The sequence below is a fragment of the Mesorhizobium sp. M0491 genome (genome assembly GCF_040321265.1).
Classification (GTDB): domain Bacteria; phylum Pseudomonadota; class Alphaproteobacteria; order Rhizobiales; family Rhizobiaceae; genus Mesorhizobium.
The window spans coordinates 110,976-133,045 of record NZ_JAMYRE010000020.1; the positions used below are offsets into that span (position 1 = coordinate 110,976).

14 protein-coding genes and 1 tRNA gene are annotated in these 22,070 nt (G+C 60.4%); 10 read left to right on the forward strand and 5 right to left on the reverse strand.

Going from position 1 to position 22,070, the window contains the following annotated elements:
* Positions 1 to 297: 297 nt before the first annotated feature.
* Positions 298 to 1,764, reverse strand: a complete 1,467-nt coding sequence (locus NKI69_RS24465; RefSeq protein ID WP_031204498.1) for a caspase family protein — start codon at positions 1,762 to 1,764, stop codon at positions 298 to 300.
* A 695-nt stretch (positions 1,765 to 2,459) separates the two neighbouring features.
* Here NKI69_RS24465 and NKI69_RS24470 point away from each other — a divergent pair.
* The 5 genes from NKI69_RS24470 to NKI69_RS24490 all read left to right on the forward strand — a co-directional run bounded on the left by NKI69_RS24470 (position 2,460) and on the right by NKI69_RS24490 (position 12,999).
* Positions 2,460 to 7,562 (forward strand): RecQ family ATP-dependent DNA helicase, encoded by a 5,103-nt coding sequence (locus NKI69_RS24470; RefSeq protein ID WP_352722671.1) that lies wholly within the window; start codon positions 2,460 to 2,462, stop codon positions 7,560 to 7,562.
* A 572-nt stretch (positions 7,563 to 8,134) separates the two neighbouring features.
* On the forward strand, positions 8,135 to 9,625 hold the full coding sequence (locus NKI69_RS24475) for an SAVED domain-containing protein (RefSeq protein WP_023685872.1): 1,491 nt from the start codon (positions 8,135 to 8,137) through the stop codon (positions 9,623 to 9,625).
* 2 nt (positions 9,626 to 9,627) lie between these two features.
* Positions 9,628 to 10,767, forward strand: coding sequence for an SMODS domain-containing nucleotidyltransferase (locus tag NKI69_RS24480; protein ID WP_031204500.1), 1,140 nt, complete (start codon positions 9,628 to 9,630; stop codon positions 10,765 to 10,767).
* A gap of 71 nt (positions 10,768 to 10,838) precedes the next feature.
* The gene (locus tag NKI69_RS24485; RefSeq protein ID WP_352722672.1) at positions 10,839 to 12,566 is read left to right on the forward strand and encodes a ThiF family adenylyltransferase; all 1,728 of its coding nucleotides are present in this window, start codon (positions 10,839 to 10,841) and stop codon (positions 12,564 to 12,566) included.
* Positions 12,559 to 12,999, forward strand: coding sequence for a Mov34/MPN/PAD-1 family protein (locus tag NKI69_RS24490; protein ID WP_352722673.1), 441 nt, complete (start codon positions 12,559 to 12,561; stop codon positions 12,997 to 12,999). Before NKI69_RS24485 ends, NKI69_RS24490 begins: the two co-directional genes overlap by 8 nt.
* A 175-nt stretch (positions 13,000 to 13,174) precedes the next feature.
* On the opposite strand, the gene NKI69_RS24495 is transcribed toward NKI69_RS24490, so the two are convergent.
* Entirely contained in the window at positions 13,175 to 13,387 is a 213-nt protein-coding gene (locus NKI69_RS24495) for a DUF3892 domain-containing protein (RefSeq protein ID WP_084634073.1), read from the reverse strand.
* A 671-nt stretch (positions 13,388 to 14,058) separates the two neighbouring features.
* Between NKI69_RS24495 and NKI69_RS24500 the strand changes: the two genes are divergently transcribed.
* Positions 14,059 to 14,493: a hypothetical protein gene (locus tag NKI69_RS24500; RefSeq protein WP_023671095.1), complete on the forward strand. Its 435-nt coding sequence runs from the start codon at positions 14,059 to 14,061 to the stop codon at positions 14,491 to 14,493.
* 456 nt (positions 14,494 to 14,949) lie between these two features.
* Here the strand turns inward: NKI69_RS24500 and NKI69_RS24505 are convergent, their stop codons facing one another.
* The 3 genes from NKI69_RS24505 to NKI69_RS24515 form a co-directional block, all read right to left on the reverse strand.
* Complete coding sequence (locus tag NKI69_RS24505; protein ID WP_031204573.1) at positions 14,950 to 16,260, reverse strand: tyrosine-type recombinase/integrase; 1,311 nt, start codon at positions 16,258 to 16,260, stop codon at positions 14,950 to 14,952.
* A gap of 212 nt (positions 16,261 to 16,472) precedes the next feature.
* A tRNA-Phe gene (locus NKI69_RS24510) sits at positions 16,473 to 16,548 on the reverse strand.
* 321 nt (positions 16,549 to 16,869) lie between these two features.
* Positions 16,870 to 17,763, reverse strand: a complete 894-nt coding sequence (locus NKI69_RS24515; RefSeq protein WP_352441093.1) for a helix-turn-helix domain-containing protein — start codon at positions 17,761 to 17,763, stop codon at positions 16,870 to 16,872.
* Positions 17,764 to 17,848: 85 nt separating this feature from the next.
* Between NKI69_RS24515 and NKI69_RS24520 the strand changes: the two genes are divergently transcribed.
* The 4 genes from NKI69_RS24520 (at position 17,849) to NKI69_RS24535 (ending at position 22,069) form a co-directional block, all read left to right on the forward strand.
* A complete protein-coding gene (locus NKI69_RS24520; protein WP_352722674.1) occupies positions 17,849 to 19,120 on the forward strand; it encodes an extracellular solute-binding protein in 1,272 nt (423 codons plus the stop codon).
* Between the two features lie 152 nt (positions 19,121 to 19,272).
* Positions 19,273 to 20,133: a carbohydrate ABC transporter permease gene (locus tag NKI69_RS24525; RefSeq protein ID WP_023809272.1), complete on the forward strand. Its 861-nt coding sequence runs from the start codon at positions 19,273 to 19,275 to the stop codon at positions 20,131 to 20,133.
* Entirely contained in the window at positions 20,130 to 20,966 is an 837-nt protein-coding gene (locus NKI69_RS24530) for a carbohydrate ABC transporter permease (protein ID WP_352441090.1), read from the forward strand. The genes NKI69_RS24525 and NKI69_RS24530 overlap by 4 nt, the downstream gene beginning before the upstream one ends.
* 8 nt (positions 20,967 to 20,974) lie before the next feature.
* Positions 20,975 to 22,069, forward strand: a complete 1,095-nt coding sequence (locus tag NKI69_RS24535; RefSeq protein WP_352441089.1) for an ABC transporter ATP-binding protein — start codon at positions 20,975 to 20,977, stop codon at positions 22,067 to 22,069.
* Position 22,070: the final 1 nt, after the last annotated feature.

Consider the following 22,070-nt stretch of genomic DNA (forward strand, 5'->3'; position numbering starts at 1 on the left):
CATCGCTCATGTCAAGCAGGGCAGTCGTGCCGCGTCGAGATTGGGGCCTCAACGCGCTTCCGGAGTGCGCGCTGGACGGTCCATGCGATTGGGAACGATCGTGTGTTGCAAGGCAGCTTATCGTAGATATCGCCCGGGAGCAGACTGGCGGCTTCCGGCCCAAATCTGCCTCGGGAAATCCACATCCTCGCGCCGATCGGTCAGATCGACGCCAACGGCCAGCGCGGGGTGGTTTGCTGACATAGTTGTCGGGACTGGGGTTCTGCGCTCGCTGACACGATTTCACAGCTCCTCAGGCTATTTTTTTGAGACGCCCCAGCCATAGGGATACCGGATTGGATCGATGGGTTGAAGCGCCGGTGTGTATCTCACCTGCAGCAATCCCTTCGGGACGATCAGCTCCTTTGCGAGTTCCTCCTCGAAAGCGTCTTGGCTTACGCTTCGCGCCGGCGTCGGTTCGCCTTCCTCCACTGCATATTCAGGATCGCTCAGGCTAAAGACGTTCACCGTGTCGACGAACACGCCCGTGACCAGACGGCCGCGCTTCTCGGCCTTCGTGACGACCGACGCGGATAGCATATGGCCTTTGCCAGGCACCCTGTAGAAATCACCGTGCGCTCCGATCAGGGTTTCGGCGATGAACTCGAAGCTGTCCTTGAACTGCGGGAATTTCTCTAGCTCGAACGCATCGCTGAACATATTGCCTTTAATGGCTTCACGGAGTTCACCTCTCGAGTCGAAGAAAATCTCGTAAAGGATGCCATCGAGCAGCGGACGGATTTTTTCAGGCTTCATCCCGCTAGTCTTGCCTAAGAAATTCCGGATATAGGCTTCTGCCGATCGGGCGCCGCCATGCGCAGCCTGATAGATGTTGCGGCCCAAGACGAAGAGCGTCTCGTCCTTGACCGTGTTCGCGAAGGTCGGCGTCAGACGGTCCATCGCAGGGTTTTGCGTGTACCAGTCCACGCTCTTCAGGCCTCGGATGATTTGGTGTGAGGTTTTGCCTGGATCGAGCACGAAAAGGCTGTCCGCGAGTGATGACGACGCATAGGTGGTTACGAAGCTCATGGCGCTCGTGTTGAAATAGAAATCCCCGGCCAAGGAAGTGTGTTCCCAGGTAATTTGCTTCCCGTTGGTATCGGCGGCGACGGTGTTGCGCACGCGCTTGAAGACAGTCTCGATCGGAGTATCCGGCACGTCAATATGTTGCAGCAGCGCGCCGGTATACACGCCATTGCTGGACAACCCATCGGCCGCTATATGACCCGGCGACGTCGCATAGGCAATGATCGTCCCGCGCGGAGCGAAAACTGAGGCAAGCCCTCGATTTGCGCCCGATCGATGCCACGCAGCCTCGAACGGGTTTTCACGACACGCATCGAGAATGATGATCTTCGTGTCCGCCTTCGATCGGTCGAGGACATCGATGACTTGGTTGAGCGAAAGGGACGAATATTTCGCCTGGTTTTCACCTCCTGCATCCGTATCACAGGCGAAAAGGAAGTTCTCGCCGTCAATCTGGATGCCGTGACCTGCAAAGAAGACCAGAGCTACGCCGCCCGGCTGTATCGTGCCTTGGAATGTGCTCAGCGCGGTGCGCATTTGGACAAATGAGCCATCAGAAACCGATGTTAGACCAAACCCGTATTTTTTTAACTTCCTCGCGATCGCCGTCGCGTCATTGACGGGGTTTCTGAGCTTCTTTGTGTTCTGGCCGGTATAGTTGGCATTTCCAATGACAAGTGCTGCACGCTGTTGGATCAAGTACGGCCTCGGAGGTCTCTGCAGATGCTGATTGTTGGCGATGTCAGTACCATAGCCGCTTAAACCGCCGGCTGGAACAATTTACTCGCGGGGCGAGCTCCAAGGGTGCCGCCGCGCTTGAACCTGTCGCGAAGTACAGTTGAAATCTCGAATCGCGATTTAGAACTACGACGAGATTTTAGTCAGTCGCTAATGCGAGCTAGTGAACGACCGCTTCGGGGGTTGGAAGTCGCCGTTGAAACCAGGTTACGCTCAACGACAGCTATCCTCCAGCAATGATCCAAGAGCAGACCGTCTGGAATCGGCCCCACAGCTGCCGGACAGGAAGGCGCCGCATACTGGTCATTGGAAAAGCTGATAAAGTATTCCAGGAGCCGACATTGTTAGCGCCGAGGTCGTTTGACGCGGTGGTGACCGTCGCGGCTAGAACCACTTCCCCTTCGCAAGCCGTTGCCGGACGAACGTCAGATAGGCCTCTGAGCTAATCGCAGTCTTCCGCCGGTTCCGTCGACTGTTGCAGAGCCAACATGCCGCGACGACGTTCTCCGGTGTATCCTTCCCCCATCACATCTGGCAATGAGGTGCTCTACCGTACATCTACTGGATCCACCTTCGGCGGCCGGCGACATTGACCTTTCGTCGAGCGCGCGACCATGATCGCTGACCGTTTCATCCCGTGAGTACAGCGTTGCAGTATGACTGAGCCTTTCCAACCCTTTCTGCAGCGTTGCGTTTCGGTCGATCTGGAAGTGGATCCTGCAACCGCCACCATCTTCGCTTTTGCGGCGGTGCGCGATGACGCTCGTCCCGCAATCCTGGCAAAGAAACGCGATCTCGTGGCGGCCCTTGACCGTCTGGGAGCAGAATCAGCCGAGGCCGAGCATCTGCTCGGCCACAACATCATTCGACATGACTTGCCTCATCTGGTCGCGGCGCGGCCTCGGTTGGCTAATCTTTTTCGATCGCCGATCGATACCTTGTGGCTCAACCCTCTCGCGTTTCCGCGCAACCCCTACCACCACCTGGTCAAGCACTACCACGACGGTCGCTTACAAGCGGGCCATGTCAACGACCCGGAAATGGATGCGCGGCTAGTGTTCCAGGTGCTACGCAATCAGTTAGCAGCTTTGACGCAACAGAACGCCGACCAGCCCGATGCAGTGGCGGCCTTTCATTTCGTCACCACGAGGATGGAAAACCCAGGCGGGTTCGACGCGGTCTTCCAGGAGATTCGGGGGGCTCCTGCGCCCGAACCATCTACGGCAAGGCAAGCGATTTCCCGGCTACTGGCGGGGCGCGCCTGCGAGAGGCGGGTCGAGCAGACGCTGAACCGCCTTTCCAGCCCGCAACTCGGATGGCCTATGGCCTATGCTTTGTCCTGGATCCTGGTTGCGGGCGGGGATTCCGTCATGCCGCCCTGGGTGCGGGCGCAGTTCCGCGAGGCGGCACTGATCGTGCGGCATCTGCGCGATACCGACTGCGGAAGCCCGGATTGCGCCTGGTGCAGAGAGAAGAACGACCCGATCCGCGCACTGTCGCGCTGGTTCGGGTTTGATGCCTTCCGCGCGCAGCCGGTCGACGATACGGGCCGCCCCCTCCAAGAGCGGATCGTCGATGAGGCGATGCGCGGGGCAAGCATCCTCGGCATCCTGCCGACCGGCACCGGCAAATCGGTCTGTTACCAGATCCCCGCCCTGTCGAAATTCGACAAGACTGGGGCGCTGACAGTGGTGATCTCTCCGCTGGTCGCGCTGATGGCCGATCAGGTGCAGGGCATGGCGCGGGCGGGCATTTCCTCGGCCGTCACCGTCAACGGAATGCTGTCGATGCCCGAGCGGCAGGATGCGCTGGACCGTGTGCGTATGGGCGAGGCGGCAATGCTGCTGATCTCGCCCGAGCAATTGCGCAGCAACTCGGTCCGCTCGGTTCTGGCACAGCGTGAAATCGGACTCTGGGTGCTGGACGAGGCCCATTGCGTGTCGAAATGGGGCCACGATTTCCGGCCCGACTACCGCTATGTCAGCCGCTTCATCAAGGAATCCGTAGGGGATGAAGCTGCTGCCCCAGTGCTTTGTCTGACCGCCACCGCCAAGCCCGAAGTGGTGCGCGACATCCGCGACCATTTCCAGTCACGTCTGGAGCGCGAACTGATGCTGCTGGACGGCGGCGCGGTGCGCACCAATCTCAGCTTCGAGGTCCGGCCGACGCAGCGCGGCACCAAGCTAGCCGATATCCTCGACGTGATCGAGGCCAGGCTGCCACAGGACGGCGCTTCGGGTGCGGTGGTCTACTGCGCCACCCGCAGCGAGACGCAACGCGTTGCCGATTTCCTCAAACAGCAGGGTTTGTCAGCGGAACGGTTCCACGCCGGTCTGACGCCCGAGGAGAAGCGCGACATTCAGGAGCGTTTCCGCATAGGCGACCTGCGGATCATTGCCGCGACCAACGCTTTCGGCATGGGGATCGACAAGCCCGATATCCGGCTGGTGGTGCATGGCGACGTTCCGGGCTCATTGGAGAACTACTTGCAGGAAGCCGGGCGGGCGGGCCGCGATCGCGCCCATGCCAATTGCGTGCTGCTCTTCGCCGCTGAGGATGTGGAGCGGCAGTTCTCGCTTTCGGCCCGCTCGCGCCTGGCTCGACATGAAATCGGCGCGATCGTCAAGGCCCTGCGGCGGCTGGACGAGCGGACGAAGAAGACCGGCACCGTGGTCGCCACCTCGGGCGAGGTCGTGCGAGCCGAACGCGATCAGGAGTTCGAGCGCGACAGCACCACCGACGATACCAGGGTGAAGACTGCGGTGTCCTGGCTGGAAGAGGCCAAGCTGCTGCGCCGCGAGGAGAACCGGGTTCAGGTCTTCCCCTCATCCCTCAGGATCCGCAACCTGGAAGAAGTCGAAGCGATCCTGGCCAGGGCCGCGATCACCGGCACCCGTCGGAAGGAGCTTCTGGATATCACCCGCCACCTGATGAACGCGTCCCCCGATCAGGGCATTTCCACCGATGAACTTGCCGGGATCAGCGGATTGACAGGGGGTATGCTGAACAAGGCGATGGCCGATCTCGAGGCGCTCGGGATCGCCCGCAACGACGTCGTGGTCACGGTCTTTGTCCATGTCGCCGTCGAGGGTCATTCGCAGCAGCGGCTGGCGCAGGCCACACGGCTTGAAACCGCGCTGACCACCCTGATGCGCGAGGCCGCCCCCGATGCCGAAGGTGCCGGAGGCATTCCCCTGCATCTGGCCGAAACCTGTCAGGCGCTCCGCAATCAGGGGCACAGCGCGGTGCGACCCGACATCGTGGAAAAGCTGCTGCGCAGCATGGGTCGTGACGGGCGCGATCAGGATGGTGGCAAGGGCAATCTGCGGCTGCGCAAGGCTTCGCGCAACACATTGATGGTGACGCTGCAACGGACCTGGCAGGCACTGGAACAGACGGCAAGCCTGCGGCGGCAGGGCGCAGAACTGTTGCTGGGGCATCTTCTGGGCAAGCTGCCGAAGGGCAGCCGCGGTAAGGACATCCAGGTCGAAACCACAATGGGCGATCTGCTCGCCACCCTGACCGGAGACGCCCTGCTGCGCGGCAGCGGCATTCAGGACATGACCAAGCTGATGGACCGCGCACTTCTGTGGCTGCACGAGCAGGAGGTGGTGACTCTGGGCAAGGGGCTGACGATCTTCCGGCAGGCGATGACGGTCCATCTGAACCCTTCGGGCGGCCTGTTCACCGTGAAGGATTTTGTACCCCTCGAAGAACACTACGCCGAGCAGACGATCCAGACCCATGTGATGGCGGCCTATGCCGAAAAGGGCCTTGCCGCGATGGATCAGGCGCTGCGGCTGTCCGAGGACTACTTCGTGCTGGAACGCGACGCCTTCCTGCGCCGCTGGATGCCCGGCAAGGGCGGCGAGATCCGGCGTCAAACCACCGGCACCTCCTGGAAAGCGATCGTTGAGGCACTGAAGAACCCAGTTCAGCAAGAGATCGTTGCCGACGACCGCGAACAGACCAGCGTCCTGGTCCTGGCAGGACCGGGTTCGGGCAAGACGCGCGTTCTGGTGCACCGCATCGCCTATCTGATCCGGGTCCGTCGCGAGGATCCGCGCGGCATCCTTGTTCTGACTTACAACCGTCATGCCGCCGCGGAGATACGCATCCGGCTGCGCCACCTGATCGGCGATGACGCGAATGCAGTGACCATATCCACATGCCACGCCCTCGCGATGCGGCTGGTGGGAGCGAGCTTTGCCGGAACTGCGAACGAGACGATGCACGACTTCGATGGGATCGTCATGGAAGCCGTGCGCCTGTTGAACGGCGAAGGGCTCAGCAAGCCCGAGGCGGAGGCACAACGCGACACCCTGATCCAAGGTCATCGCTGGATTCTGGTGGACGAGTATCAGGACATCGGCCCTGAGGAATACGCGCTGATCTCGGCCATTGCGGGCCGCTCACTGGACGATCCGGACCTTCAGCTCAGCCTTTTTGTGGTGGGCGATGACGATCAGAACATCTACGCCTTCGCCGGGGCGTCCATCCGCTTCATCCGGCAGTTCGAGGCCGACTATCGTGCACGACCGCAGTTCCTGATCGAGAATTACCGCTCGACCGGACATATCATTGCGGCGGCCAACGCGGTGATTGCGCCCGCCGCTGACCGTATGAAGGCGGGACACGACATTGCCATAGATCGCAGGCGCAGCAAGGCGCCGCCCGGCGGAGACATGGCGGCGCTCGATCCGGTTGCGCAAGGGCGAGTGCAGGTGCTGGACTGCCGAGCCGGTGACGTGGCGCAGGCGACGGCCGCAGTGGATGAACTCGTCCGGCTTTCGCGTCTTGATCCGGAGTGGAGCTGGTCGCGCGCCGCGATCATCGCGCGCGACTGGCGGCGGCTGGCTTCGGTGCGGGCCTATGCCGAAACGCTTGGTATCCCGGTGGAGATGGCAAACGAGAGCCTGCCCGGCATCTGGCGCTTGCGCGAGATGCAGCAGTTCATTGACACACTGCGCCGCGAAAATACGCGTCTGCTGGCCGTCCGTGATCTGATGGATATGCTGAACGCGATACCGTCCAATCGCTGGACGGATCTGATCGCCGAAGGCATCGCCGCTCTTGCGAAGGAGCTTGCGAACAAGACCATGCCCGTGCCGGACCTTGTCGAGTGGTTCGCTGAGTGGGCCAATGATGCCCACAGCGATCAGCGCGCGCTGCTGCTGCTGACGGCGCATCGATCGAAAGGTCTGGATTTCGAGGATGTCGTCATCCTGAATGGCGGTTGGGACAAGCCTTCCAAAGGCGAGGACCCCGATGCGCCGCGCCGCCTGTTCTATGTCGCCATGACCCGAGCGCGACGCAGCCTCGCGATCATTACTCAAGCGCAGCATCCGTTCGTCCAGCAGGACAAAGAGCATGTGCTGCGCCGAGCCGCGCCGGCTGTCGCCGACGGCGCGGCTCTTCCGACCGCGCTGTACCAGGTGCCGAACCTCAAGACCGTGGACCTGTCATGGGCGGGGCGTCTCAGGTCGGGCCATCCCTCCCTCGCCGCCATCTCGGCGGCGAAAGCAGGAGATCCGATTCAGATCGTGCGCCATGGCCCGCTCTGGGCGATACAGGACAAGCACGGGCAGGCCCTCGGACGCATGGCCAGAAGCTGGTCGCCTCCCGAAGGCCTCAGCTTTCTGCGCGGCGAGGTCGGTGCCATCGTGCGCTGGCGCAAGTCCGACAATCAGGAAGAGTTCCGGGTGCACCTTCACCGAGACGTCTGGGAAGCGGTTGTGCCGGAGCTTGTATTCGGCTGACAGTTGCCCGTGTGACGGTGGGTCGACTAGGACAGCTTCGCTCATTAGTTCACATTGTGCGATGTGATGTTATCGCGCATTTCTCATGGACAAATCGGCAAAATGTCATGTTTGAGCCAGTTTTGAGACCTTTTCGTTTTCAGCCTGAACGCTCGCTTCGCGCTCCGTAAACCTGAAAGCGGTCCGCCTGCTGTCCGCCCCTATGCTGTCGAGCAGCAATGCGCCTCATTCCGGTCGTTCGGCCCCCTTGGCAACGGCCCAAAAGCTGCCATTCGGCCCCTGCCACGATGTAAGTAGTTTTCCGAGTTTCATCATAGCTCGGAAAGGCTGGGACCTGCTGATGTAGCCTAGATTGATCATCCGGAATTGGTGAGAGGCGCGCTCTGTTCTTTTTTCGTTCGACCCTTGAAGCGATCGTTTCTGCAACCTAGATGCGGTTAATGAGCGGTAAATCACCGCGGGGCAATCGACATCATTGCATTCCAATCCATTGGCTGCGGCCGGTAGTAAGACCCGTCCACCAAGGAGGGCTGGTGTGAAATGGATCGATTGGAGGATACTGTGGGGGAGCTGTGGCTGACGCAGTCATCGCAAATTGGGACGGGCACGACTACCAGGCGCGATACTTCTGGATTCACGCGTCGGGGCTTCGTGACCCGGAACAACACTTTGTTGTCGAGGTCTCATACGAGGCCGATGGTCCGAAAGGGTTTGACGATGTGGTGGTGCGCTATAGCCCAGGGAAATCGGGCCGCCGTTCTTTTGCGGTCGAGGTTGCCCACCACCAAGTCAAATTCCACGTCAGCCAGGAAGGGCGGTTCGGTTACAAGGAGCTGACGAACCCGGACTTTATCCATGCGACGCGCTTTTCAATCCTTGAGCGCCTCAAGGAGGCGGTCGAGAAGGCGCCAACGAATTCCACGTTCACTCTCGTGACAACCGACCGCATTCGCGATGATGATGACCTCCGGAAGTTGATTACGTCGAAAGACCGCTCGATCAACGTGGAAATTTTATTCGACGGAACGACCGATCGCAGCTGGACCGGTAAGATCAGAAAATGCTGGCGCGAGCACCTGAAGCTGTCGAGCGACGAAGAGCTCAAGACGATTGTGGACACATTCCACATCGTTGAGGGCCATAGGTCGCTCGAAGAGATGCGCGATGAAGTCAATTTTCACTTCCGTGGCGTCGGGCTGAAGGCCGGTGGAAACACGCTGGAATTCAGGTTCGATGGCGCGGCCCGAGCCTTGAAGGCGACGCAGCGCAACAAGTTGTCCCGAGAAGATTTCGAACTGCTTTGCCAGGAACAGGATTGGATTCGTGCGGGCGAAGACCGGCGGAATGTCGCCATCCGCTCGTTCGGTGATGGCCCGACCGATTATTTACTGGCCGCTCCGGAAAATCATCTGTCGCTGCTCGATCATTTCGACGAACGGCTGCTGCGTCCGGGAAATGATTGGACCGAGACGATCATGCCTGAGGTCCGAACATTCCTTGAGCGCGTGCGCCAGACGACCAAGGATATTCGGCTTCATCTCGATACCCACGCCTCCGTTGCATTTCTGGCTGGTTCGCTCTTGGGTATGAAAAGCGGCACTGGTGTCGAAGTCATGCAGAAGGGGCGCCGCGGCACCTCCGTCTGGCGCTCGGACGACAAGCTCACGGGGCCGTCGATGACGGTCACCTGTCAGGATATCGAGGCGGGCAAAGATGTTGCGGTGGCAATCAGTCTTTCACGGGACGCACTGGCGGACGTCGAGGATTATGTTAGCACCTCCTTGGGCAACGTTGGCAAGATTCTGCATTTCGCCGCAGCAAACGGGGTTGGCCCAGGGTCGGTAGCAGGCGGCACTCATGCAGCAGAAATGGCTGACCAAGTGTCTGACGTCCTGGTGGCGCTTAGCCTGCGCGGCGGCGCCAGGGCCCACATCTTCGTTTCGGCGCCAAACGCCTTTTCATTCTTCCTCGGCCAGCATCGGGACGCCATCGGCCCGGTGAAGGTTTACGAGTTCGACTTCACCGGGTCCAAGACCTACCACCCCTCCTTCCGGATTGGATGAATATGGAACTGAAGCCTCAATTCAATGAGTTTCTTGCGTCGATCCGACCGACCGACAGGCAGAAGGAAGACTGGAAGGGCGGGGCCTCGACCCTGCGGGCGCGGTTGGACGCGGACCAAGATCTCAAAGGGCTGGTCGTGGCTACTTTTCTGCAAGGTAGCGTCCGTCGTTCGACGGCCATACGGCCTAGCGGTGACAAGCGGCCGGACGTTGATATCGTCGTCGTGACCAATATTGACTACGAGAACACGACGCCTGAGCAGGCCATGAAGAAGTTCGTGCCCTTCCTTGATCGCCACTATGAGGGTAAGTGGCGCTGGCAGGGGCGTTCTTTTGGCATCGAGCTGTCCTATGTGGACCTGGATCTGGTCATCACCGCCTTGCCGAAGGATCCAGAATCCCGGGCAGTGATGGAAAGTCTCTACCGGTCCAATTCCGTATTGACTAACCTCAGCGTCGAAGAAGATCCGTCATGGCGTCTCAACCGGCAATGGCGCCCCTCGGAATTGGGTGAAGCTGCGTCAGTGCTCAACGATCTGGCGCCAAGCGAGTGGCGACCGCATCCGCTGTATCTGCCCGATCGCGACGTGGGAGAGTGGGGCCGGACCCATCCGCTGGCCCAGATCCAGTGGACGGCGGCCAAGAACCGTGTCTGCAATGGCCATTACGTCAAAATCGTGCGGTCCTTGAAGTGGATGAAGCAGGAGGGGACCGAAGAGTTTCCGAAGTATCCCAAAGGCTACCCGCTTGAACACATGATCGGTCACGTCATCAATGACGGCACCACGTCGATGGCGATGGGTGTCGTACAGGTCCTCGAGAGCATTCGCGATACTTGGGAATACGCGGCTCAGATCGGCCAAGTACCGGTTCTGCCGGATCATGGTGTTCCTGAGCACGACGTGCTGAAGCGCTTGCCGCTGGAAGATTTCCGGGCCTTCCATAAGGCTGCCAGCGAGGCGGCGTCCCGCGCTCGCGCAGCACTGGACAGTAACGATGCCCAGGAATCGGCCGAGCTGTGGCGCTCACTGCTCGGCACGAAGTTTCCATTGCCTGGCCCCCGCGGCGGCGACCGGGCGCCATCGGTTTTCAATACCCCGACCAAGCCTGCCCAGCCGCAGACAACGCAGCGATTTGCTTGATCTTGAACTCGCCCTCGGTGCCGCCAGCACTGCAGGAGGTGCTCTCGCTGCTTGAGGACGAGGAGCGCGTCATGGTCAGGAACAACTGGAGCAGTGTCGCGCCAGGCCGATGGTGGTTAGCCATTGATGCGACATTGTCCGAGCCGGCGACAGAATTCATGGCAACCCGCACCGGATGGCGCGTGGTGGTGTCATTCGTGCCCGGGGATAATCGCGTCGAGATTTATCCTTGCGCATCGAGTGGCCCCACGGTCACATTTCCGCATCAGCTATACAATGGCAAGCCGGAGGGCCGCGACCCATGGCGCACTGGTAAACTTTGTCTTGACCGGCCGGAAGCCACCTTTGGCAGAGACAGGTGGACGGGCGAACCCTCGGACATTGTTGAGAAGGTGATTTGGCATCTCAGTCGGTTGCTGATGTGGATTGATGCCGCTGCGACCGGCCAGTTGAAGCAGGTCGGGGATCCGTTCGAAGTCCCGCCGTCGTCCAAGAACCTCTCGCATCCAGTGATTGGCTTTGACGAGGCGATTTCCGGTTTCAAGTCTTGGATGGAGATGGAGCAACGCTGGGGAAGCGTCTCCTTCATTGATATCCCCCATGCGCGTGCCAACAGGGTGACGGTTACTTTCTCGGATAGCGGCGGCACGATTGTGAAGACTATTTCCTGGGGAGCCTGGGCCGGGCAGGCTGCATCGGTTCAGATGGGCGTATGGCTGAGACTCGACAAGATACCTGTCGTCAGACCGTGGGGCTTGCCGACAACCTGGAGCGAATTGAACGCACTGATTGCTGAACAGGGGTTTGACCTGGGCGAGATCTTGCACTTCGCCGGGGTCCAGCTTCGCAAACGTACCCACAAGAATGAAAGCGCAACTTTGCTGTTGGGGTTTCCCGTCGAAGAACGGGTTGGGGATGGGCCATCGCGATTGCATTGGATGGCTATCGGCTCCGTGCCTCTTCAACACCGCCATTCTAAAATGAATGGCTTCCGTCCGATCGAAGCCAATCGTCGTATGCTGGACAGGGCGGTGGCCCAATCCCACGGCCGGCTCGATTGGATGAGGACCATGAACTGGACGTCCGATCAACTCCGCAGGCGTGGCCCCTCATCGGAAAAGCTTGGTTCGTCCAGGATCGCGCTTTTGGGGGCGGGAGCACTTGGGGGTGCGGTCGCGGAAAACTTGCTCCGGATGGGCAACCGCGATTTGGTCATCCTGGATGGGGAGAGGCTTGAGGTCGGGAACCTGACCCGGCATGCACTTGGGCTTGAGGCCGTGGGCCGGAACAAGGCTGTCGCACTGGCGGACGCGTTAAATTCGTCGATGATTGATGGTCGTACTGTTGGGCATGCAACGAACTTTCCCCCCAGCGATGAGTCTGTGATCGCCACTCTGCGAGCCGCCGACGTGGTGGTGGACTGCACCGGAGCGGATGATGTTCTGCGTCGAATGGCCGATTTCGACTGGGGTACGGAGAAGATCTTTGTCAGCTTGGCTATAACGTGGAGGGCCGAGGGACTACTGGCCTATACTGCATCCGAAGTAAGCTTTCCCTACTTTGACGCTGTGGAACGCATGGCGAGCATGGAGACGCCAAGCCCAGCGCGCTCGGAGTCGACGATGGAAGGGATCGGCTGTTGGCACCCGATCTTTCCCGCCACTGCCGAGGACATGAGATTATGGGCCGCGTTTGGCACGCGATTTATCCGGAAAGCAATTGAGAGTCCGAGCCGGACGTTGAGCTACTATCGTCAACACGAAGACGGCCAGATCGAACTGGTTGCCACCAATGTCTGAGTTTCCTAAGGTCAAATACAGCTCGATCGCTCCTGACGTGTCCGCTGTGTTTGAGCTGCCTCTGCTGTCTGAGGTTACGAGGTTGGCCGGTCGGGCCGGCAGTGTTGAAACCGGCGGCATTCTTGTTGGGGAATACTTTGACGGGGGGCGCTCTGTTCGAATTACTGAAGTCACGGCAATGCCCGAGGATTCCCGTTTCGGCCGGGCCTGGTTCAAACGGGGCCGGAAGGGCCTCGATGCTTTACTTCGCGATCGATGGGGGCAGGGCCAGTATTACGTCGGTGAGTGGCACTCGCATCCTGGGGGCAGCGCCGAACCCAGTGGCTCCGACATTGCCGCGATGCGGAAACCAGTGGCTCCGACATTGCCGCGATGCGGAAAATCGCTGGCGACCCGTTGTATCGCTGCGAGGCGCCGGTACTCCTCGTCGTAGGCGGCAGGCCGCCCGACAGCTTCTCGATCTCATTTACTGTTTTTGTATCGGGCTCACCGCACCGGCTGCGATATGGTACACCGAGCTAGCACAGGAACTTTGCCGGCCACCGCCGCCTGATCGGAGACTATCACTGCTTACGGTTGCATCGCCCAAATGCAGAGGCGAAATGTGATCACTCTGCTCGATTAACATTATCCTTCTTCGAATGATCAGGATTGTCCCGCGCATATTCCCGGCCGTTAATTTTCACGACGTGTGCGCCTTGGTGTTCGCCACGCTTAATCTCGGCCACGACGCTTCTTCGAGGAACATCTTTTCGATTGCCGATGTCGTAATGTTCGTTCCGGCCCCCCGGGCCATCATTCTTGCCTTTGATCTTGGTCATGTCTCGTCTCCAAATGTCACCTGCTGCATCAGAGGCTCCCAGACAGGAAATTCGAGCCGTTGAACGCTCATGTCTGTATACCACTCACCCGGGCGAATTTCTTCCGCTTTCGGCCCCAAATCTGCCGGTCAGCAATGCGCCCCATGCCGGTCAAAGAGGCCTTGCCCGCCGTTCCTCCATAAGCAGACATTGCAGACCTACAAGGACATCGCTTTTACGCCCGAAGCGCCGCTTCGGTTGTCCTTCAGTGACCTGGCGGCCCAAGGGCGTCGTCCTCCACCGCCCGCCCTCGTCCGCAACTCATCGTTGCCAGCGGCTCTGCTCCTGGCCTTCCCGCGATGACCGAGCGGGTAGTGAAACATCATGGTCAAGCCTGAAAAGCAAGGTCCAACCTAGCCGCCTTTCCAGGCCTGCGTCATCATCGTCCAGCAGTTCAGGATCCTGCGTGCGCCAGCCGGGTCCGTCGGGTCGGCCGGCCGCACAGTTTTTTTCATCCCGCTGGAACATTGGCGAAGGAATGCAGTTGGTGTCGCTGCAGATGCCGCCGCGTGGTGCCTGTGGGCGATTGGTGGCAACACCTGATCGGCCGCCGCTCCTTTACGAGGCGGCTTAGCGTGTGAGCCAATCCTGCAGCAAAGGCCTAGGGATTGGACGGCCAACAGGAGGCAGTCATGAAGCACCAGACACTCGATCAACTCCAGTCAGTCGCGGACATCAGTCCACTATCGCCGGCTCTGCTGGCTACAAGGACGCAACGGATAGAGCGGTGGGCGGAACTGCTCTATCGAAATCCGACGCGCTCCCTTGTGGCTCTCACCGGGACTGAGCATCTGCATCCCTCTGTCCGCGGAGAAGCGCGCGCGGTCGGATCGGCGATCAGTGTCGCCTTTGACGATCCACTGCTGCGTGCATCGGGCATGCAATCGGATACCTACGGGGAAGCCAGACGCTTCTTCGAACTCTCCGATTGGCAGTTGCATGAGATTGTCTGCAGTTGCCACACCGGCGCCACCATGCAGGCTGGCTGGGCCGCCGGGCGTGTCCGCAGGGTTCTCAATGGGAGCAAGATATTGGCTTGGCTGAGAAAAGGATTCATGCCGCACTGAGACACAGCGCTTGCGCCTGAAGAAGCATGCAGGCTCCAGCAGAGATTGCGCCGGCTCCGCGAAGGCATGGCTGACCTCAATGGAGCAGGGCGGCCGAGTTGCTTGCGACTTCAGAAATGACGTTCACCATTGCTTAGTGGACCTCGTCAGGGTGATCGGCAATTTCGTGAATAGCGAGTACCAGCAGCGCCCGCGTGACCAAGCGCGTTACTTATCCTCGGGTCTTCACATGTGCGCTTCGTCAGCGGTATAGCCTGCCAATCCCTCAACAGCCGTTTTGACGGCGAAAAGCTCGAGGCCTGAGGGGTTAATTTGACCCAGGAATCCCGAAAACGGACCTTGCGCTTTCGGCCCCAAACCAACCGTCATCATCCGGTAACCTTAATAGTGTCCTGGAAAGAAAGTTGCCCCCTCCGGGCCTACGACTTGGCGACGAGTTTCGGCGTTTTTCGACGGTCAGTATGATTTCCGGCGGTTGGAGATTTGTATCGGCCTTTGATGAACGGCCGCTGTTGGGTTCAAAGTGGATGGTCGCGTTATCGTATGGACAGCAGGCTTGCGGCGTCCCTCGGTTGAGTTCACCCGCGGGTTTTTGCTCTTAAGTTCATCCAGATAATCGGCCCACCACTGCATCATGTTGATGCGCTCCTCCCAGTGCTCTGCCCGGGCATAGGCGCGCCGAACGTCGTTGTTCTCAATGTGGGCCAGCTGCCGCTCTATCGCGTCCGGATGCCACTCGCCGCATTCGTTCAGCAAAGTTGATGCCGTTGCTCGAAAGCCGTGCGCGGTAGCTTCTTCCTTGCCGTAACCCATACGACGCAGTGCGGCGTTTAGCGTATTGTCGGAAATCGGACGTGAAGCCGATCGAACACTAGGAAACAGCAGCGATCCACCACCAGAAATTTCCCTGAGTGAAGTCAGGACGCTGATCGCCTGCTTTGATAGGGGTATGCGGTGCGGCCGTCGCATTTTCATGCGTGCTTCAGGGATGGTCCACACCGAGCTTTCAAAATCGAACTCTTCCCATTCAGCGACGCGAAGCTCCCCGGGGCGGGGAAACAGCAGCGCTATCAGCATCAGACCGGCCCGGGTTGTAGGCTGTCCGTCAAATGCATCGATCGCCCTCAGCAAACCGCCCAAGGCCTTCGGATCGGTAATCGCGGCGCGAGACGTTACCGTCGGACTGATGAGTGCGCCTCTGAGGGCGAAGGTCGGATCTGTCTCGGCGCGTGCGGTCGCGATTGCGTATCGAAACACGCTGCCGATCGTGGAGCGCAGTCGCCTGGCCGACTCGTATCGACCGCGAACCTCCACGCGGCGGAGGGCGGTAAGGATGGTGGCCGGGTCGATCTCCCGAATGCACTTGTCGCCAATTATCGGATAGGCAAAGTCGAGCAGCCATTTGACCTTGCTGATCGTCCGGTCAGCACGTCCCTCCTTCTTTAGTTTGTCAACATATTCGTCCGCGATTGAGCGAAAGGTGTCCTTTGCCGAATCGGCCTTCCGCAAGCTGCGTTCCTTTCCAGGGTCGACGCCAGCTAGCAGAAGCCTTTTAGCGTCATCGCGCGCCTCCCGTGCCTCGGCGAGAGAGATAAGGGGATAGCTGCCCAGCGCGAGCAGTTTCTGCTTGCCGTCAAAGCGGTAGGCGAGCCGCCAGAGGCGAGAGCCCGTGGGCTGTACCCATAGCTGCAGCCCGCCCCCATCAGATAATTTCACAAGCTTGGAAGCAGGGCGGGCATTTCGACATTTCACGTCGGAGAGGGGCATTCGTCAGGTCTCCCTTGGCTGTTTCGATACCATCAGGATGTCGAATACCAACGGAAATACCATCCCCCCGCCTCGTTGGACCAAATGCTCCTGAAGCCCTCCGTGTCCCGCTTAACCGCGCAATGCGACCGCAAAAGACCAACAATTCCAAGCGATTGCAGAAGCTGCAGCGTAGAAGGTTCGGTGAAAGGGAGTGCCGGGAGAAGGGGGGATGGTGCCCAGAGGCGGATTCGAACCACCGACACGCGGATTTTCAGTCCGCTGCTCTACCAACTGAGCTATCTGGGCCTGTTCCGGCAAACGAAAACGCGTTGACCGGATTTCATCGAGGCGCCGTGGGCGCCCCTTGAAAGCGCGTGGGTTATAGCACGGGAATTCGGCCTGTCCAGCGCCTAGTGGGCGATTTCGGGCAGGAAAAGCGATGCCGTGCGGTGCCCCGGTTTCCATGCCGCTTGCAGGCCGGAATCGGGCACGGCATGGCACGATGCGGCCTTCGCCATCCCTGTCCGTGCCGCTATTGCCGGCTGACATGCCGTGGCACTGCCTTTAGCCGGCGATCGAGGCGCACCAATGCATTTGCGGCTCAGACGCGCCACTGGTCGCCGCCGCCTATCTGACGCCGGTCACGCCGCGGCGAAAATCGGAGGGCGACATGCCGGCGAGCTTGCGGAACGACTTGTTGAAGGCGCTGAGCGAGCCGAAGCCTGAATCCATGGCGACGCGCAGCACATTGGCGTCCTGATGCATCAAAAGCGCCTGCGCATAGCTCAGCCGCAACAGATTCACATACTCGTTGAGCGTCATGCCGGTGGATTTCTTGAACAGGCTCATGGCATATTTGGGATGGATGTCGGCGGCCGCCGCGATGTTCACGCAATCGATGTCGTAGAGGAAGTTTTCGGCGATGAAATCGCACATGCGTCCGACATTGCGCGACGATTGCTGGTCGAAGGGGCTGCCTGTTTCCTGGTCGGTCGGAGTTGCGGATACCAGCCGGTAGGGCTCGAACCGCACCCGCTCCAGCCGCAGCAGCAATTCGTTGACGGCATGTTCGGCCTTGGCCTGGTCGCCGGACCGGGCGTAGCGGTTCCAGCGCTCGAAATTATGGTTGTCGGACTGGTCGGTGGCTGATGTCACCAGTGTCGCGCCCGTCATCAGCCGGTGCCTTATGTCAGTGGGCAGGTGCAGCCGGAAGAAATGCACCAGCGGCAGATGCGCCCCGGCATAGATGGCGTCGTCGGACAAATCGTCCATCTGGTGCGGCAGGCCACCCCAGAACAGGCACATCTCGCCGGCTGACAGCGAAATCTCGTAGTCGTTCATCCGGTAATGCACGCTGCCGCGCACGATGAAATTAACCTCGACCTGGGCGTGCCAATGCGGCTTGAGCATCACCAGCGGATTGGTGTGAAACATCTGCAGGAGCAGCGGCAGGCCTTCCACGCTGCTGGCCCCAGGCTGGTAGAACGGCCGTTCAGGCATCTTACTTTCCGCCAATTTCATATTCCCTTTGACGGCGACAGGCCTTGCCCACTGCATAGTCTAGCCACGCTCACAGTGAGAGAGCAAATGAAATGGGAGGATTTCAATGCGCATCACAATGACCTGCGCCGCGCTCGTGCTTGCCCTGGGCTCAGCCCCGGCCTTCGCGCAATCCGGCGAAATCACCGTCTGGAGCTGGAATGTCGCGGCTTCATCGCTGAAGGCGACCATTGCCGGCTTCAACAAGCAATTTCCCGACGTCAAGGTCACGGTCCAGGATCTCGGCAACCAGCCAACCTACGACAAGTCGATCGCCGGCTGCGCCGCCGGCGGCGTCGGGCTGCCCGACATCGTCACCGTCGAGAACGGTGAGGCCGAGAATTACTGGAGCCAGTTCCCCGACTGCTTCGTCGACCTGCATACGCTGGGCTACACAGCCGACGACCAGAAAAAGTTCCCCGATTTCAAGCGCACCGAGCTGGAAGTGGGCGACAAGGCCTACGCAATGCCGTGGGATTCCGGCCCGGTGGCCGTCTTTTATCGCCGCGACTTCTACGAAAAGGCCGGCGTCGATCCGGCTTCGATCAAGACCTGGGATGATTTCATCGCCGCCGGCAAGAAGATCCAGGCCTCCAACCCAGGCGCCTCGATGACCAATGCCGATTTCAACGGTGACTCGGAATTCTTCCGCATGATCTCCAACGAACAGGGCTGCGCCTACTTCTCCGAGGACGGACAATCGATCACGGTCAACCAGCCCAAATGCGTCGACGCCATGACCAAGGTCAAGGAGATGAAGGACGCCGGCATCATCTCATCGGCCGACTGGAGCACCAAGATCACCAACAACACTGCCGGCACCGTCGCCACCCAGATCTATGGCGGTTGGTATGAAGGCACCATCCGCACGGAATCGGCCGGTGAAAACGGCAAATGGGGCGTCTATCTGATGCCGAGCCTCACCGCCGACGGGCCGCGCGCCGCCAATCTCGGCGGTTCCTCGCTGGCTATCACCTCGGCGTCGAAGAACAAGGAGGCCGCCTACGCCTATCTGAAATACACGCTCGGAACCAATGAAGGCCAGATCACGATGCTGAAGGAGTTCGGCCTGGTGCCGTCCCTGATCTCGGCGCTCGACGATCCCTATGTCTCGCAAGGCCTGCCTTATTGGGGCGGCCAGGCGGTGTGGAAGGACATTCTCGGCACCTTGCCGAAGGTTGTTCCGAGCCGCGGCACGCAGTTCCAGAGCGACGCCGAAATCATCGTCCGCGCCGTGCAGACCAAGTATCTGGCCGGCGGCTACCCCGACGCCAAGACGGCACTCGACGATGCCGCAAGCCAGATCGCGGCGGCAACCGGACTGCCCGTCAAGTCATAACCTCCCAAGCCGGGTCCGGGACAGGCGTTTGCGCCGCCCGGACCTGGTCGCGGCCTGTGGGGTTCTCCCACGGGACCTGTATTTGCTGGCAAACCGGCTCCGCTGCTGCGAGGGCCATGGCCGAAGCGGCAACGAAATGAAGGAGGAGGAAGATGCGCAATCGCAACGCCACGGCCTATCGCTTCCTCACGCCCTATCTGCTGATCTTCGCGATCTTCTGGGTATGGCCGATCATCAGCTCCTTCATGATTTCCTTCCAGGCGACGCGTACCGTGCCGTGGCGGTTCGCGCCCGGCTTCAACTGGGGCCGGTTGATCGGCGATCCGGCCTTCTTCAACGCCCTGAAGAACACGCTGCTCATCCTTGTCATCCAGGTGCCGGTGATGATCTCGCTGGCGCTGGTCATGGCGGTGCTTTTGAACTCGCCGCTCTTGAAGGCGCGCGGCCTCTACCGCTTTGCCTTCTTCGCCCCGGTGGTGGTCGGCGAGGTTGCCTATTCGGCGGTGTTCCGGCTGATGTTCAACCTCGATTTCGGCATCATCAACAAGCTCCTGAACAGCATCGGCCTGCCCAAGATCGACTGGTTTTCCAACGTCACGCCGGCGATGGCGCTGATCATGATCGCGGTGACCTGGCGCTGGGCCGGTTACAACGCCATCATCCTGCTCGCCGGCATGCAGTCCATTCCCGAAGATGTCTACGAGGCGGCGACGCTCGACCGCGTCAGCAAGCTCAAGCAGTTCTTCTACATCACCCTGCCGCTGCTGAAGCCGGTCATCGTGTTCTGCCTCGTGCTGTCGATCATCGGCACCATGCAGCTGTTCACCGAACCGTTCCTGATCACCGAGCGCGGCGGGCCTGGCGGCGGCACGGAGACGCTTGGCCTGCTGCTTTACCGCCAGGGTTTTCGGTCGCTCAATTTCGGCTACGCGTCGGCCGTTGCCTACACCATGGCCGGCCTGGCGATCGCCATCACGCTGGCGCAGCTGTGGCTGACGAGGGAACCGAAATGAGTTCGCGCTCCGCAGCCAGACTGGGACGCAGCATCGCTCTGCATTTGTTCCTGACGCCGCTGGCGCTGATCTGGCTGTTTCCGTTGTGGATGATGGTCGTGTTCTCGACCATGCCGGATAACGGCATCTTCAGCCCCGGCATCGAGCTTTTGCCGCACGGCAATTTCATCGACAATTTCAACAATCTGCAGCGTGACACGAACTTCGTCGGCGCCATAGGCATTTCGGTCTCGGTGGCGGTGACCTACACCGTCCTGTCGGTGCTGCTGACGTCGATGGCCGGCTGGGCGCTGGCCCGCTACCAGTTCTTCGGCAAGGGCGTGGTTGTCGCCATCATCCTCGGCACCATAACGCTGCCCTATGCGGTCGTGCTGATCCCGCAATTCATCATGGTGGCGCGCGACTTCAAGCTCGCCAACACCTGGGTGGCGCTGATCGTCCCGCCGCTATTCAATTCGCTCGGCGTGCTGTTCATGCGGCAGAGTTTTTCGATGATGCCGGACGATCTCTTCGATGCGGCGCGCGTCGAGGGCGTCAAGGAATGGCGCATCTTCCTCTTCGTCGCGCTGCCTTTGGCGCGGCCGATGCTGGCCGCACTCGCCATCATCCTGTTCCTCGCCTCCTGGAACAATTATCTGTGGCCGCTTTTGATCAACAGCCAGCCGGGTTCGATGACAGCACCCGTAGCGCTCGGCACGCTGATCGGCCTCACCAAGGTGTCATGGGGCGGCATCATGGCGGGTGCGGTGATGCTGACGGTGCCGATGCTCGTCGTCTTCGTGCTGCTGCAGCGCCATTTCATCGCCGGCATCGCCGCCGGCGCGGTCAAGTAAGGGGCAGCATGGCAACGGTCACGCTTAACAGTGTCGTCAAGCGCTTCGGCGTCTTCGAGGTCGTCCATGGCGCGAGCATCGACATCAAGGACGGCGAGTTCGTCGTCTTCGTCGGCCCCTCCGGCTGCGGAAAATCGACGCTGCTCAGGATGATCGCCGGGCTCGAGGACATCAGCGGCGGCGAGATCGCCATCGGCGGCAAAGTGGTCAACGATGTCGAGCCGGCCGACCGCGGCATCGCCATGGTGTTCCAGTCCTACGCGCTCTATCCGCATATGAGCGTCGAACAGAACCTCTCTTTCGGCTTGCGCATGACCGGCAATCCAAAGGCCGAAACCGAACGGCGGGTGAAGCGGGCGGCTGAGATCCTGCGCATCAGCGAATTGATGGACAGGCGCCCGAAAAAACTCTCCGGCGGACAGCGCCAGCGCGTCGCCATCGGCCGCGCCATCGTGCGCGAACCGCAGGTGTTCCTGTTCGACGAGCCGCTCTCCAACCTCGACGCCGAATTGCGCGTCCAGATGCGCGTCGAGATCTCCCGGCTGCACAAGGAACTCGGCACGACAATGATCTATGTCACGCACGACCAGACCGAGGCGATGACGCTCGCCGACAGGATCGTCGTGATGCGCGCCGGCCATATCGAGCAGATCGGCCGGCCGCTCGATCTCTATGACAACCCCGACAATCAGTTCGTTGCGGGCTTTGTCGGGTCGCCGAAGATGAACTTCATCAAGGGCCGGGTTGTCGGGCACGATGCGGGTGGCGTCGTGGTCGATCTGGCGGGTCAGGAGAAGACCCGCATCACGCAACCGCTGACCGGCGCTGCACCCGAAATGGGCAGCCCAAAAATCGGCAGCAAGGTCATTGTCGGCGTGCGGCCCGAACATTTCGGCAATGCCGGAGAGGGCGACGCCGACCTTGTGGTTGCCATCGACGTGGTCGAGCACCTGGGCGGCACAAGTTTCCTCTACGCAAGAACGGCCAATGGTGACGACGTGGTGATCCAGCGCGACGCGACAAAGGTCCCCGACACATCAGAGATCACCGTTTCAATCCGCAAATCCTACCTGTTCGACGAAAAAGGACTGCGGCTGCGCTGAC